General features: G+C 72.5%; 11 protein-coding genes. 7 read left to right on the top strand and 4 right to left on the bottom strand.

Translation table 11 applies throughout. From position 1 onward, the window contains the following. The first annotated feature begins 26 nt into the window (after positions 1 to 26). From ACZ66S_RS03465 to ACZ66S_RS03455, 3 genes are all read left to right on the top strand, one after another. Positions 27 to 3,740, top strand: a complete 3,714-nt coding sequence (locus ACZ66S_RS03465; RefSeq protein WP_469899331.1) for an ABC transporter ATP-binding protein — start codon at positions 27 to 29, stop codon at positions 3,738 to 3,740. A gap of 95 nt (positions 3,741 to 3,835) precedes the next feature. Beyond that, positions 3,836 to 4,225, top strand: a complete 390-nt coding sequence (locus ACZ66S_RS03460; protein WP_469899330.1) for a hypothetical protein — start codon at positions 3,836 to 3,838, stop codon at positions 4,223 to 4,225. Positions 4,226 to 4,335: 110 nt separating this feature from the next. Next, positions 4,336 to 5,775: a S28 family serine protease gene (locus ACZ66S_RS03455; RefSeq protein ID WP_469899328.1), complete on the top strand. Its 1,440-nt coding sequence runs from the start codon at positions 4,336 to 4,338 to the stop codon at positions 5,773 to 5,775. Between the two features lie 24 nt (positions 5,776 to 5,799). On the opposite strand, the gene ACZ66S_RS03450 is transcribed toward ACZ66S_RS03455, so the two are convergent. Together ACZ66S_RS03450 and ACZ66S_RS03445 are read right to left on the bottom strand one after the other, a co-directional pair. Continuing rightward, entirely contained in the window at positions 5,800 to 6,438 is a 639-nt protein-coding gene (locus tag ACZ66S_RS03450; RefSeq protein ID WP_469899327.1) for a hypothetical protein, read from the bottom strand. A gap of 133 nt (positions 6,439 to 6,571) precedes the next feature. Next, complete coding sequence (locus ACZ66S_RS03445; RefSeq protein WP_469899325.1) at positions 6,572 to 8,356, bottom strand: glycoside hydrolase family 3 protein; 1,785 nt, start codon at positions 8,354 to 8,356, stop codon at positions 6,572 to 6,574. 358 nt (positions 8,357 to 8,714) lie between these two features. On the opposite strand from ACZ66S_RS03445, the gene ACZ66S_RS03440 reads away from it, so the two are divergent. From ACZ66S_RS03440 to ACZ66S_RS03425, 4 genes are read left to right on the top strand one after another with little or no spacing between them, the layout of a single operon-like run. Then, the gene (locus ACZ66S_RS03440; protein WP_469899324.1) at positions 8,715 to 8,972 is read left to right on the top strand and encodes a hypothetical protein; all 258 of its coding nucleotides are present in this window, start codon (positions 8,715 to 8,717) and stop codon (positions 8,970 to 8,972) included. A gap of 60 nt (positions 8,973 to 9,032) precedes the next feature. Then, the gene (gene aroA, locus ACZ66S_RS03435) at positions 9,033 to 10,298 is read left to right on the top strand and encodes a 3-phosphoshikimate 1-carboxyvinyltransferase (RefSeq protein WP_469899322.1); all 1,266 of its coding nucleotides are present in this window, start codon (positions 9,033 to 9,035) and stop codon (positions 10,296 to 10,298) included. 5 nt (positions 10,299 to 10,303) lie between these two features. Next, positions 10,304 to 10,945, top strand: a complete 642-nt coding sequence (locus ACZ66S_RS03430; RefSeq protein ID WP_469899674.1) for a GNAT family N-acetyltransferase — start codon at positions 10,304 to 10,306, stop codon at positions 10,943 to 10,945. A gap of 43 nt (positions 10,946 to 10,988) precedes the next feature. Then, complete coding sequence (locus ACZ66S_RS03425; RefSeq protein ID WP_469899321.1) at positions 10,989 to 11,489, top strand: GNAT family N-acetyltransferase; 501 nt, start codon at positions 10,989 to 10,991, stop codon at positions 11,487 to 11,489. On the opposite strand, the gene ACZ66S_RS03420 is transcribed toward ACZ66S_RS03425, so the two are convergent. Then, the gene (locus ACZ66S_RS03420; protein WP_469899319.1) at positions 11,473 to 12,708 is read right to left on the bottom strand and encodes an MFS transporter; all 1,236 of its coding nucleotides are present in this window, start codon (positions 12,706 to 12,708) and stop codon (positions 11,473 to 11,475) included. The genes ACZ66S_RS03425 and ACZ66S_RS03420 overlap by 17 nt on opposite strands. Positions 12,709 to 12,795: 87 nt before the next feature. Next, complete coding sequence (locus ACZ66S_RS03415; RefSeq protein ID WP_469899318.1) at positions 12,796 to 13,596, bottom strand: sugar phosphate isomerase/epimerase family protein; 801 nt, start codon at positions 13,594 to 13,596, stop codon at positions 12,796 to 12,798. Positions 13,597 to 13,675: the final 79 nt, after the last annotated feature.

Below are 13,675 nucleotides of genomic sequence, written 5' to 3'. Positions count from 1 at the left end.
GACTTCTGGACGACGGAGGACACCGCGTGGAACCGCAACGGGGCTGGGCACGACGACTGGCCGGGTACGCCTGGCGCTACCCCAAGGACGTCGTCCTCGCCCTCGGCTCCTCCCTCGGCGGCATGGCCGTCATGGCGATCGTGCCCCTGATCACCAAGGTGATCATCGACGACGTCATCGGCGACCACACCCGGGACATGGCCCCCTGGGCCGGCGCCCTCGTCGTCGCCGCCGTCCTCGTCTACGTCCTCACCTACATCCGCCGCTACTACGGCGGCCGTCTCGCCCTGGACGTCCAGCACGACCTGCGCACCGAGATGTTCGACACGATCACCCGCCTCGACGGCCGCCGCCAGGACGAGCTGTCCACGGGCCAGGTCGTCGGCCGCGCCACCAGCGACCTCCAGCTCATCCAGGGCCTGCTCTTCATGCTGCCGATGACGATCGGCAACTTCGCCCTCTTCCTGATCTCCCTGGTCGTGATGGCCTGGCTGTCCGTCCCGCTCACCCTGGTCGCCCTGGCGGTCGCCCCGGCCCTGTGGGTGATCGCCAAGCGCTCCCGTTCCAAGCTCCACCCCGCCACCTGGTACGCCCAGGCCCAGGCCGCCGCCGTCGCCGGCGTGGTCGACGGCGCGGTCAGCGGCGTGCGCGTGGTGAAGGGCTTCGGGCAGGAGGACCAGGAGACCGGAAAGCTCCGGGAGGTCGGCCGCCGCCTGTACGCCGGCCGGCTGCGCACGATCCGCTTCAACTCGAAGTACACCCCGGCCCTCCAGGCCGTCCCCGCCCTCGGCCAGGTCGCGATGCTCGCCCTCGGCGGCTGGCTCGCGGTCCGCGGGCACATCACGCTCGGCACCTTCGTCGCCTTCTCCACCTACCTCGCGCAGCTCGTCGGCCCGGTCCGCATGCTCGCCATGGTCCTCACGGTCGCCCAGCAGGCCCGCGCCGGCACCGAGCGCGTCCTGGAGCTGATCGACACCGAGCCGTACCTGAAGGACGGCACCAAGGAACTGCCCGCCGACGCGCCGGCCACCGTCGAGTTCGACGACGTCTCCTTCGGCTACGAGGACGGCCGGAAGGTCCTCGACGGCCTCTCCTTCGAGATCCGCCCCGGCGAGACCCTCGCGGTCGTCGGCTCCTCCGGCTCGGGCAAGTCCACGGTCTCGCTCCTGCTCCCGCGCTTCTACGACGTCACCCGCGGCGCCGTCCTCATCGGCGGCCACGACGTCCGCGAGCTCACCCTGGACTCCCTGCGGGCCGCGATCGGCCTGGTCCCCGAGGACTCCTTCCTGTTCTCGGACACCGTCCGCAACAACATCGCCTACGGCCGCCCCGACGCCACCCAGGAGGAGGTCGAGAAGGCCGCGCGCGCCGCCCAGGCGGACCGTTTCATCGCCGAGCTGCCCAAGGGCTACGACACCACGGTCGGCGAGCACGGCCTCACCCTCTCCGGCGGCCAGCGCCAGCGCGTCGCGCTCGCCCGGGCCATCCTCGCCGACCCCCGCCTGCTCGTCCTCGACGACGCCACCTCCGCCGTGGACGCCCAGGTCGAGCACGAGATCCACGAGGCCCTCACCCAGGTCATGGAGGGCCGCACCACCCTCCTCATCGCCCACCGGCGCTCCACCCTGAACCTCGCCGACCGGATCGCCGTCCTGGAGCACGGCCGCCTCGCCGACGTCGGCACCCACGAGGAGCTGGAGAAGCGCTCCGCCCTCTACCGCCGTCTGCTCACCGACCCGGACGGCCTCGGCGGCGTCTCCCCGGGCCACGCCCAGCCGGTCGCCGTGCAGGAGGACACCTCCGTACGCGAGGAGCTGGACGCCGAGTTCGACGCCGAGCGCGGGGTGACGCCCCGGCTGTGGACCGGCGACCGTGAGCGCAAGAACGCCGATGACACAGCCCTCGCCGGCACCCCGGCCACTCCCGAACTGCTCGCCCAGGTCGACGCGTTGCCCCCGGCCACGGACACCCCGGACATCGACGAGGCGCGCGCGGTCACGCCCGAGGAGTCGTACGGTCTGCGCCGGCTGCTGCGCGGCTTCGGACGCCCGCTGCTGATCAGCCTGGGCCTGGTGGCCCTGGACGCCGGCACGGGCCTGCTGCTGCCGGTGATGATCCGGCACGGCATCGACGACGGTGTCTCGCGGATGGCCATGGTCGCGGTCTGGACGGCGACCCTGTTCGCCCTGCTCTCGGTGCTCGTCCAGTGGGTGGCCCAGATCGGCGAGACCCGGATGACCGGACGCACCGGTGAACGGGTCCTGTACTCCCTGCGGTTGAAGATCTTCGCCCAGCTCCAGCGGCTCGGACTCGACTACTACGAGCGGGAGCTGACCGGGCGGATCATGACGAGGATGACGACGGACGTCGACGCCCTGTCGACCTTCCTCCAGACCGGTCTGGTCACCGCGTTCGTCTCGGTCGTCACGTTCTTCGGCATCATGGTCGCCCTGCTGGTGATCGACGTACAGCTCGCGCTGGTCGTCTTCGCGACGCTGCCGCCGCTGATCGTCGCCACCTACTTCTTCCGCAAGGCGAGCGTGAAGGCGTACGAACTCGCCCGTGAGCGCGTCTCCTCGGTCAACGCCGACCTCCAGGAGTCGGTGTCGGGGCTGCGGATCGTGCAGGCGTTCCGGCGCGAGGGCGACGGCGGCCGGCGGTTCGCGGAACGCAGCGACAGCTACCGCCAGGCCCGCATCCGGGGCCAGTGGCTGATCTCGGTCTACTTCCCCTTCGTGCAGCTCCTGTCCTCGGTGGCCGCGGCCGCCGTACTGATCGCGGGCGCGGGCCGGGTGGACGCGGCGACCCTGACGACCGGCGCGCTGGTCGCCTACCTGCTCTACATCGACCTGTTCTTCGCCCCGGTCCAGCAGCTCTCCCAGGTCTTCGACGGCTACCAGCAGGCGACCGTCTCCCTGGGCCGCATCCAGGAACTGCTCCGGGAGCCCACGTCCACGAAGCCGGCCGAGGAACCCCGGCAGGTCCCCTCCCTGCGCGGCGAAGTGGCCTTCGAGAACGTGCACTTCGCGTACGGGGACGACGAGGAGGCCCTCGGCGGCATCGAGTTGCGGATCCCCGCGGGCCAGACGGTCGCGTTCGTCGGCGAGACGGGCGCCGGCAAGTCCACCCTGGTCAAGCTGGTGGCCCGGTTCTACGACCCGACGGGCGGCCGGGTCACGGTCGACGGCACCGACCTGCGCGCCCTTGACCTCACCTCCTACCGCCACCGCCTCGGCGTGGTCCCCCAGGAGGCGTACCTTTTCCAGGGGACGGTCCGCGACGCCATCGCCTACGGCCGCCCGGACGCCACCGATGCCGAGGTGGAGGCGGCGGCCCGCGCGGTCGGCGCCCACGAGATGATCGCCACGCTGGAGGGCGGCTACCTCCACGAGGTCGCCGAGCGCGGCCGCAACCTCTCGGCCGGCCAGCGCCAGTTGATCGCGCTGGCCCGCGCCGAGCTGGTCGACCCGGACATCCTGCTCCTCGACGAGGCCACGGCGGCCCTGGACCTCGCCACCGAGGCCCAGGTCAACCTGGCCACCGACCGCCTCGCCGGCCGCCGCACCACGCTCGTCGTGGCCCACCGCCTCACCACCGCGGCCCGCGCCGACCGCGTCGTGGTCATGGACCACGGCCGCGTGGTCGAGGACGGCACCCACGACGAACTGCTCGCACGGGACGGCAGGTACGCGGGCCTGTGGCGCACCTTCGTGGGCGAGGACGAGCCTGCCGCCGCGTGAGCGGAACCGTGTGTCGTGTTGACGGTCGTGCAACCGTCCGACATACGTTGTGCGTCCGTACACCTGTACGCCCGAAAGCTGCGGGAGGGACGGCAGTGAAGAGTGGAGCGATACGGCGGCTGGCCGAGGGGCTGGCGGTGACGGCGGTGGCCGGGATGCTCGCGGTCGCCGCGCCCGGGCACGCGCAGGCCGCCTCCTCCTCGTGCGAGGGGCGCAAGGTCAGGTCGTTCCCGTTCTCCACCGGCACGGTGGAGGTCTACAAGCGACGCGGTTACGTGTGCGCGCTCACGCTCCCCAGACGTCCCGGGGCCCGGCAGCACATGATGGTGAGCCTGCGCGCCTACGGTCTGCTGCCGGTCGAGGACGCGGGCCGGTACAGGTACCGGGCCGGCCCCGTCACCGTGCACGCCGGGCAGCGCAAGGTGTGGGTGAAGGGCCAGGTCGGCCGGGGCAAGTACGACTCGGACGGCTGGATCCGGCTGTGAGGCACAGGTTCCTCACAGGGTTTTCCCCATCAACTGCCCGATTCCCCTGGTGCGGACAGGTCCCGCGCCGCTAGCGTCCGGCGCACATCTGTACTCACAGGGGAGGGTGCATGCGCAAGGCGCTCAGATGGCTTCTCACGCTGGTCGTGCTCATAGGCACGGTCGGCACGGCGGGAGCGGCCACCGCCGCCGAGCCGGAGGCCGGAGGCACCGGTGCCACCGCCGACATCAAGGATCAGCTTCTCGCCGTCCCGGGGATGAGCCTGATCGAGGAGAAGCCGTACACCGGTTACCGCTTCTTCGTCCTCAACTACACGCAGCCGGTCGACCACCGGCACCCGTCCAAGGGCACGTTCCAGCAGCGGATCACCGTGCTGCACAAGGACGTGAGCCGGCCGACGGTCTTCTTCACCGGCGGCTACAACGTCTCCACCACGCCTCGCCGCAGTGAGCCGACCCAGATCGTGGACGGCAACCAGGTCTCCATGGAGTACCGCTTCTTCACGCCCTCCAGGCCCGACCCGGCCGACTGGTCCAAGCTGGACATCTGGCAGGCCGCCAGCGACCAGCACCGCATCTTCACGGCGTTGAAGAAGATCTACGCCAAGAACTGGATCTCCACCGGCGGCTCCAAGGGCGGCATGACGGCCACCTACTACGAGCGCTTCTACCCGCGCGACATGGACGGCGTCGTCGCGTACGTCGCCCCCAACGACGTGGTGAACAACGAGGACTCGGCCTACGACCGCTTCTTCGCGAAGGTCGGCACCGAGGAGTGCCGCGACCGGCTGAACGCGGTGCAGCGCGAGGCCCTGGTCCGGCGCGAGCCGCTGGAGAAGAAGTACGCCGACTACGCGGCGGCGGAGGGCCTCACCTTCACCACCATCGGCAGCCTGGACAGGGCGTACGAGGCCGTCGTACTCGACTACGTCTGGGGCTTCTGGCAGTACAACCTGCTGGCCAACTGCGGTGACGACGCGCTGATCCCGGCGGACGCGCGGACCGCGACCGACGACCAGATCTGGAACTCGATCGACACGATCTCCGGGTTCTCCGCCTACGCCGACCAGGGCCTGGAGACGTACACGCCGTACTACTACCAGGCGGCCACCCAGCTCGGCGCGCCGACGATCAGGTTCCCGCACATCGAGAAGAAGTACATCCGCTACGGCTACCAGCCGCCGCGCAACTTCGTCCCGCGCAGCATCCCGACGAAGTTCCAGCCGTACGCGATGCGGGACGTGGACACCTGGGTGCGGCACAACGCCCGCCACATGCTGTACGTCTACGGCCAGAACGACCCGTGGGGCGCGGAGCGGTTCCGCGTCGACAAGGGGGCGAAGGACGCGTACGTGTTCACCGCGCCCGGCATGAACCACGGGGCGAACGTCGCCGGTCTGGCCGCCGACCAGAAGGCGTTCGCCACCGCGCGGATCCTCGACTGGGCGGGCGTGTCCGCGTCCGCCGTGACCGAGGCCAAGCCGCTCGCGAAGTTCGACAGGCAACTGGACGTACGGGACGTGGAGCGGGAGCCCACGCTGCGTCCGTAGTCCGCGCGCCGCGCCCGGCCGGGTTCACACCGGCCGGGCGCAGCCCACCGGCCGGGCTCCGCCGAGCTGCACGTACAGGGCCGTCGACAGCGGGCACTGGGCGCGCTCGGCGACCGCCTTCATCACCTTGTACTGCGGCTTCTTCGCGCCCTCGCCGTCGCAGGCGGTCTCCCGGACCTGCCCGCTGCCCGCGCCGTACACGCAGTCGCCGACGATGGTCCGCGGCCCGCCCCCGCCGCCCGGGTCGCCCGGGTGCGGCGGTTGCAGGTTGCGCATGCAGGCGTAGCCCTGGGGCACCGCCCCGTCGCCGTCCTCGTCGGAGACCCGGCTCTGCTCACTGATGTGCAGCACGAAGTCGGTGGTCGCCGGGCACGGCGGCCCGTCGGCCGTGGTGCCGTCGTGCCGGGCCACGACCCGGGCCGCCGCCCGTTCGCCGGCGCAGGGCACCTCGGTGAAGCTGGACGTGCCGAAGGAGCTGCACTCGTCGACCCCGAGGAACACCGCGCCGAAACCGGAGGGCCGGCTCACGGACGGCCGGACGGCGACCGACGTGGCGGGTCCGTCGCTCTCCTCGCCGGCCGCCGAGTGCGTGCACCCCGTCAGCAGGGCGGCGAGCAGCGCCCACAGCAGGCACACCACCCCCGCGGAACTCTTCTCGCGCATTGCCATCCCCCCGGACCGTCCCCGCCGTCCAGCGTGACCGTCGCGGCGGGGCCACGCCAGACGTGTGGGGTCCTTTGCGCCTTTCGGGGGTGATGTGCGAGTTGTGCGTCGTACGGGAACTACGTCCCGCGCGCTATCGGTCGTACGACAGCCCGTACCCGACCGGGTACAGCACCTTCGCCGGGTCGTCCGCCCGCTGCACCGGCACCGGCAGCCTCCCGTGCGGTGCCGCCCTCCCGGCGATCACCCGGGCGGCCGCCCGCAGTTCCACGTCGGTCCAGGAGTAGGTCGCCAGGAAGGCCGGGACGGTGGGCAGTTGGGCCACGTCGTAGGGATTGCGGATCGCGACGGCCACCACCGGTCTCCCGGTCGCCACGAGCTGCTCGACGAGCGTCTTCTGGGCGGCCGTGAGGTTGTACGTCCCCACGATCACCGCGTCCGCGTCCTGAGCCGCCGCGACGGCCCGGGCGACGACGGCCGCCGTGGGTGCCGTGCCGGTCGACAGGGCGGTGGCCGTGAAGCCCAGTTCGGTGAGGGCGGCGGCGAGGACCCCGGTGGGCGGCCCCGTCGTGCCGGACGGGGAGGCGGGGTCGGCGCCCACGACGAGCAGCCTGCGGTGGGTGCGCCGGGACAGGGGCAGCAGCCGCTCCTCGTTGACCAGCAGGGTCGTCGTGCGCTCGGCGATCCGGTCGGCCGCGGCGAGGTGGGCCGGGGTGCCGACGGTCCGGGTGACACCGCCGTGGCTGACGTACGGCTGCTCGAAGAGCCGCAGCCGGGCCTTGAGCCGCAGGATGCGCAGGATCGACTCGTCGAGGCGTGCCTCGGTGAGTTCGCCGTCCTGCACGGCCCTCAGGACGGCCTTCCACGCCACGTCCAGGGAGGGCGGGTTGAGGAGCTGGTCGACACCGGCCTTGAGGGCGAGGACGGGGACGCGGTCGTCGCCGTACTTCGTGCGGACGCCCTCCATGCCGAGGGAGTCGGTGACCACGACCCCGTCGTAGCCGAGTTCGCCGCGCAGGATGCCGGTGAGGATCGGGTGGGAGAGGGTGGCCGGGTCGCCGGAGTCGTCGAGGGCCGGGAACTGGATGTGCGCGGTCATGATCGAGTCGATGCCGGCGCGGATCGCGGCCCGGAAGGGCACGGCGTCCAACTGCTCCCACACCTCCCGGCTGTGGGTGATGACCGGGAAGCCGTAGTGGCTGTCGACCGCGGTGTCCCCGTGTCCGGGGAAGTGCTTGGCGGTCGCGGCGACCCCGGCGCCCTGGTAGCCGGCCACCTCGGCGGCCACGAGCCCGGCGACCGCGCCGGCCTCGGAGCCGAACGAGCGGACGCCGATGACCGGGTTGGCGGGGTTGACGTTGACGTCGGCGACGGGGGAGTAGTTCTGCCGGATGCCGAGGGCCCCGAGTTCCTGCCCGGCGATACGGCCGAGGGCGCGGGCGTCCTTGCGCGACCCGCCGGCGCCGATCGCCATGGCACCGGGGAACAGGGTGGCCGGCTCGCCGACCCGGCACACGATCCCGTGCTCCTGGTCGGTCGAGACGAGGACCGGCAGCCCGCGCGGCTGGGACAGCGACGCCTGCTGGATGCCGTTGGAGAGGTCGGCGATCTGGTGCGGATCACGGGTGTTGTGCGCCCAGGTGAAGTAGATGATCCCGCCCACCCGGTACCTGGCGATCATCTCGGCGGCCGTACGGACGCCGATCTCCTTGAGGTTGGCGTCGATGTCGGCCTGGTCGGGGGCGGTGGCGGAGTGGCCGTAGACCCGCATCACGAAGAGCTGGCCGACCTTCTCCTCGAGCGTCATACGGGAGATGAGGGAGCGGAGCTTCTGGTCGCCGGCGTGTGCGGTCCCGCCGACGGCGAGTGCGGCGGCGACACCCGCTGTGGCGGTGAGGACGGTACGTCTGGAGGGCACGTGCGCTCCTTCCGGAGGTGATCCGCTGAAAGAAACTTCCGAGAGGTCACCAATATCCGGGAAGTTTCTGCCAGTCAAGGGAGTGCACAGTAACCAGGGAGGGGCCGCCATCGGCGCAGTTGGAGGGGGGCGCGCCGATGACGGCGTGCTGCCGGCCGCAGTACGGAGGAGAGGGTTGGTCAGCGTTCGCAGCCAGCAGCGAGGCCGACGCCGTACCGCGGTGACTCTCCGGCAGCTTGCGGGTTGGACGAGCGGCGACGGGGCGGGGTTCCCGGCTCGGGCCGGATTTCCCCAAGTTGGTGCGGCCGGGGCCAAGGGGGCGGACGGGTCGGCGACTTGTCCGGCGTAGGGTCGGCGCATGGGTCAGTCGATGCCGCTCCTGATCGTCCTCGGTGGGCTCGCCGTCGTGCTCGGCCTCCTCACGGCCCTGGCCGGACACGTCCGCAGACGGGGCACGGCAGGGGGCGGTCTGCGCGGGGCGCTGGCCGCGCACGACGAGGCGTTCCACGGCACGGCGGCCGACTCGTACCAGGAGCTCCGGGTGCAGACGGACCGGAGGGCGCCGCTGCCGGACGACCGGTGGAAGCGGGGGCCGCGCTCCGGGCGGCGCGCCTGACCGGGGTCCACCCCGTGGACGTGCCGGCCCCGGAGACGGCCGGGCGGCGATCATGAGGGCATGCCCGTCGACGCACCCGCCCCGCGCTCCCTCGCCCTCCCCGGCTCCAAGTCCATCACCGCCCGCGCCCTCTTCCTGGCCGCCGCGGCCGACGGGGTGACCACCCTCGTACGCCCGCTGCGCTCGGACGACACCGAGGGCTTCGCCGAGGGCCTGGTACGGCTCGGCTACCGGGTGGGCCGTACGCCGGACGCCTGGCAGGTGGACGGCCGCCCGCAGGGGCCGGCGGCCGCCGAGGCGGACGTGTACTGCCGTGACGGCGCCACGACCGCCCGCTTCCTGCCCACCCTCGCCGCGGCCGGCCACGGCACCTACCGCTTCGACGCCTCGCCCCAGATGCGCCGACGGCCCCTGCTGCCGCTGTCGCGTGCCCTGCGCGACCTGGGCGTGGACCTGCGGCACGAGCAGGCGGAGGGACATCATCCGCTGACCGTGCGGGCAGCGGGCGTGGAGGGCGGGGACGTGGTGCTGGACGCCGGCCAGTCCTCCCAGTACCTCACCGCGCTGCTGCTCCTCGGCCCGCTCACCCGCAAGGGCCTGCGCATCCGCGTCACGGACCTGGTGTCGGCGCCGTACGTCGACATCACCCTCGCGATGATGCGGGCGTTCGGGGCGGAGGTGACCCGGGAGGACGACGTCTTCGTGGTCCCGCCGGGCGGCTACCGCGCCACGACCTACGCGATCGAGCCGGACGCGTCCACGGCGAGCTACTTCTTCGCGGCGGCCGCGATCACGCCGGGCGCCGAGGTGACCGTCCCGGGCCTCGGCGCGGGCGCGCTCCAGGGCGACCTCGGCTTCGTGGACGTCCTGCGGCGGATGGGCGCGGACGTGTCCGTCGGCGCCGACGCCACCACGGTCCGGGGCACCGGCGCACTGCGCGGCCTGACGGTCAACATGCGGGACATCTCGGACACCATGCCGACGCTGGCGGCGATCGCCCCCTTCGCCTCGGCCCCGGTCCGCATCGAGGACGTGGCCAACACACGGGTCAAGGAGTGCGACCGGCTGGAGGCCTGCGCGGAGAACCTGCGACGGCTCGGGGTGCGGGTGGCCACGGGCCCGGACTGGATCGAGATCCACCCGGGGACGGCCGCTTCGGCCCGCACCGGGATCAGGACCCACGGCGACCACCGCATCGTCATGTCCTTCGCGGTCACCGGTCTGCGGGTGCCGGGTATTTCGTTCGACGACCCCGGATGCGTACGGAAGACTTTCCCCGGTTTCCACGAGGCGTTCGCCGCCCTGCGCGGCGGCATCGGGGGTTGAACGGGTTGAGTTTCGAGCTGCGAGGGCCGGTCCTGGCAGGCGAGTTGGTGCGCCTGGAGCCACTGGGCCACGGGCACACCGCCGACCTGGCCGCGGCGGCGGAGGAGAACCGCGGGACGTACGCGTACACCTGGGTGCCCAGGGCCGACGAGGTCGGCGACTACGTCGACGCGCAGCTCGCGCGGGCGGCGACCGGACGGCTGGCGCCCTACGCCCAGGTCTCGGTGGCGACCGGGCGGGCGGTGGGGGCCACGTCCTTCTGGGAGCCGCGCTGCTGGCGCTCGGAGGACCGACTCGACGCCGTCGAGGTCGGGTTCACCTGGCTGGCGGCCTCGGCGCAGGGCACCGGCGTCAACGCCGAGGCCAAGCTGCTGCTCTTCCGGCACGCCTTCGACACGTGGGGCGTCTCCCGGGTCGACCTGAAGACGGACGCCCGCAACGCACGCTCGCGGGCCGCGATCCAGAGCGTCGGCGCCCGGTTCGAGGGCGTCCTGCGCAACTGGTCCCGCTCCTGGGCACCCGGCGAGGACGGTCTCCTGCGCGACTCGGCGATCTTCTCCGTCACGGCGGAGGAGTGGCCGCAGTGCCGTGCGCGGCTGGAGGAACGGGTGGCCGGATTCGTGTCACGCGGAAGTGCCGCCCTTTGATGTCCGGCGGTTCCCGCACCCCAGACCGGGGCATGGCCGTTGCATGCTGCTGCGCGATGTGACGCCGGACGACCTCGACGCCTATGTACGGATGCGCTGCGACCCCGTCATGATGGGGGACCTCGGTGGGCCGTTGCCGCGCGCGGGCATGGCGGACAAGGTGCGCCGGGACGCGCGGGAGGCGGCGGCCGACGAGTCCTGGATCAAGATGATCGTCCCCGACCCGGACCGGCCCGAGGTGGTGGCGGGGGCGCTGACCATCTGGTCCCACGACCCCGGGGACGGCCCTGTCTCGGAGATCGGCTGGATGGTGCTGCCGGAGTTCCAGGGGCGGGGATGGGGCAAGCGCGCGGTCCGTGCCCTGCTCGAACAGGCCTGGCAGGACGGCCGTTGGGGAGACATCCACGCGTTTCCGGCGACCGGCAACGCCCCCTCCAACGGCATCTGCCGCTCACTGGGCTTCCGCCTCGTCGGTGAGACCGACATGCCCTTCGCGGACCGGGTCCTGCGCAGCAACCACTGGACGATCACGCCTCGCCCGTAGCCGGTGCCCCCCTCAACTGCGGTGTGCCCGCGCCGACACAGGCCACCGCCGCCACGCACAGCAGACCGCCGGTGATCAGTGCCGTCACCCCCGAACTCCAGCCCGCGACCAGGCCGCCGCGCAGGTTCCCGAGGTGCGGACCCGCCTGCCCGACGATCGTCTCCGCGGCGGTGACCCGCCCGAGCAGGGCGTCGGGGGTGCGGGTCTGGACGATGGTCGTACGGGACAGGACGGCGAGGGCGTCCGCCGCGCCGGCCAGCGCCAGCATGCCGAGACCCGCCCACGCGCTGGTGGTCAGGCCGAACAGCGCCAGGGCCGCGCCCCAGGCCGCCGACGCGCCCAGCATCACCGGGCCGGGACGGGCCAGCCGGGTCACCGGGCCGGAGAAGACCGTCGCGGCCACCCCGCCCACCGCGAGCGCGGACAGGAACAGGCCGAGCGTGCGCGGGTCGCCGCCGAAGCGCTCCTCGTTGACCAGCGGGAACAGGCTCACCGGCATGGACAGGACGGTGGCGGCCAGATCGGTCAGCAGCGCGCCGCGCACCACCCGGTGACCGGTCAGGAAACGCAGCCCGTCCAGGACGCCGTGCAGACCGGGGCGGGACTTCTCCCCCTCGGGCGGCAGCGCGGGCAGGCCGAACGCGCCGTAGAAGGACATCGCGAAGCTCAGGGCGTCCAGGAGGTAGCAGACGCCGATGCCCCACCAGCCGAGCACCACCCCGGCGACGGCCGGACCGACCAGCATCATCGCCTGACCGGTGACCTGCTGGAGCGCGAGACCGGCTGCCACCTGCTCGCGGGGCAGCAGCCGCGGCACGAACACACCGGCGGCCGGTGCGCCGAGCGCGGCGAACGAGGTCTGCGCCGCGACCAGCAGCAGGACGACCGGCACGGGCGCGTGTCCGGCGAAGCCCTGCACGGCCAGCAGCAGGGAGCAGACCGCCGAGCCGACGGTTCCGGTGAGGTAGACCCGGCGGCGGTCGGCCCGGTCGACCCAGGCCCCCGCGAACAGGCTGACCCCGACCATCGGCACCGCCTGCGCGACACCGACCGCGCCGCTCCAGACCGTGCTGTGGGTCATGTCCCACACCTGGTACATGACGGTCACCATGGTCATGAAGGTGCCGAGTGTGGACACCGTGCGCCCGAACAGCAGCCGCCGGAAGACCGGCGAGGTGCGCAGGGGCCGTACATCGAGGAACGTACGGCTGAGGCTCATGACACGGGAAGCGGGGCAGGGGCGGGCTGAGGCACCCGGGGACGGTACCCGGCCGCGTCCGCCCCCGCCAGCCGTTTTCTCCCTCCGTCAGGCGGAGTCGTTCAGCAGCCGGGCCAGGTGCTCACGGCCCGTGCCCAGCAGCTCCTCCAGCGGCGCGGCCGCCTCGTACCAGCGCTTCTCGTACTCCCAGCACAGCCAGCCGTCCCAGTTGTGCCGGGAGAGGACCTCCACGCACTCCGCGAGCGGCAGGACCCCGGCGCCGAGCGCGACCGGGGTGGTGTCCTCGGCCGACGCGATGTCCTTGACCTGGACGTATCCGAGGTGTGGGCCGAGGGCCGCGTAGGTCTCCGAGGGCTGTTCGCCGCCCAGCCAGGTGTGCATGACGTCCCACAGCGAGCCGACCTGACCGTGGCCGACCGGGCCGAGGACCCGGATCGCGTCGGCGCCCGTGCGGTGCGAGTCGTGGGTCTCGAGGAGGATGCGCACGTCGAGGTCGCCGGCGTACTGCGCGGCCGTACCGAGTCGCCGGGCGGCCGTGGCGTCGGCCTCCTCGGGGGACTGGTCGGAGGCGGCGCCGGGGAAGACGCGCACGAAGCCGGCGCCGAGGTCGCGGGCGAGGTCCAGGAGGCGGTGGATCTCCTCGATCACCGGCTCGTCGTCGCCCGGCGCGGCCACGCGCGCGTACCCCGCGAGACCGAGGACCTCCACGCCGGCCGCCTTGAACTCGGCGACCGCGTCGGCCCGTTCGGCCAGCCCGATGCCGGGGTGCACCGGCTCCTCGGGATGCGCGCGCAGTTCTACGCCGTGATAGCCGTGCGTGGTCGCGAGCCGCAGCACGTCGGTGAGGGGGAGGCCGGGGACACCGAGGGTGGAGAACGCCAGTTTCATGCGCCCTACTCTCGCCCGGTTCGGTCGGTGAGGTCCAGCCGGGCGGATGCGGCGCCGTCGAGTCGCCCGACCGCCGCGG

The organism is Streptomyces sp. NPDC107471, assembly GCF_055582845.1.
This window is presented reverse-complemented; position numbering and strand designations above follow the sequence as displayed.

What these genes read in the sequence shown, in the direction of transcription:
- ACZ66S_RS03455 (WP_469899328.1), top strand. Translation starts at nt 4,336, where the DNA reads ATGCGCAAGGCGCTCAGATGGCTTCTCACGCTGGTCGTGCTCATAGGC.
- ACZ66S_RS03450 (WP_469899327.1), bottom strand. Translation starts at nt 6,438, where the DNA reads ATGCGCGAGAAGAGTTCCGCGGGGGTGGTGTGCCTGCTGTGGGCGCTG.
- ACZ66S_RS03440 (WP_469899324.1), top strand. Translation starts at nt 8,715, where the DNA reads ATGGGTCAGTCGATGCCGCTCCTGATCGTCCTCGGTGGGCTCGCCGTC.
- aroA (WP_469899322.1), top strand. Translation starts at nt 9,033, where the DNA reads ATGCCCGTCGACGCACCCGCCCCGCGCTCCCTCGCCCTCCCCGGCTCC.
- ACZ66S_RS03425 (WP_469899321.1), top strand. Translation starts at nt 10,989, where the DNA reads ATGCTGCTGCGCGATGTGACGCCGGACGACCTCGACGCCTATGTACGG.
- ACZ66S_RS03420 (WP_469899319.1), bottom strand. Translation starts at nt 12,708, where the DNA reads ATGAGCCTCAGCCGTACGTTCCTCGATGTACGGCCCCTGCGCACCTCG.
- ACZ66S_RS03415 (WP_469899318.1), bottom strand. Translation starts at nt 13,596, where the DNA reads ATGAAACTGGCGTTCTCCACCCTCGGTGTCCCCGGCCTCCCCCTCACC.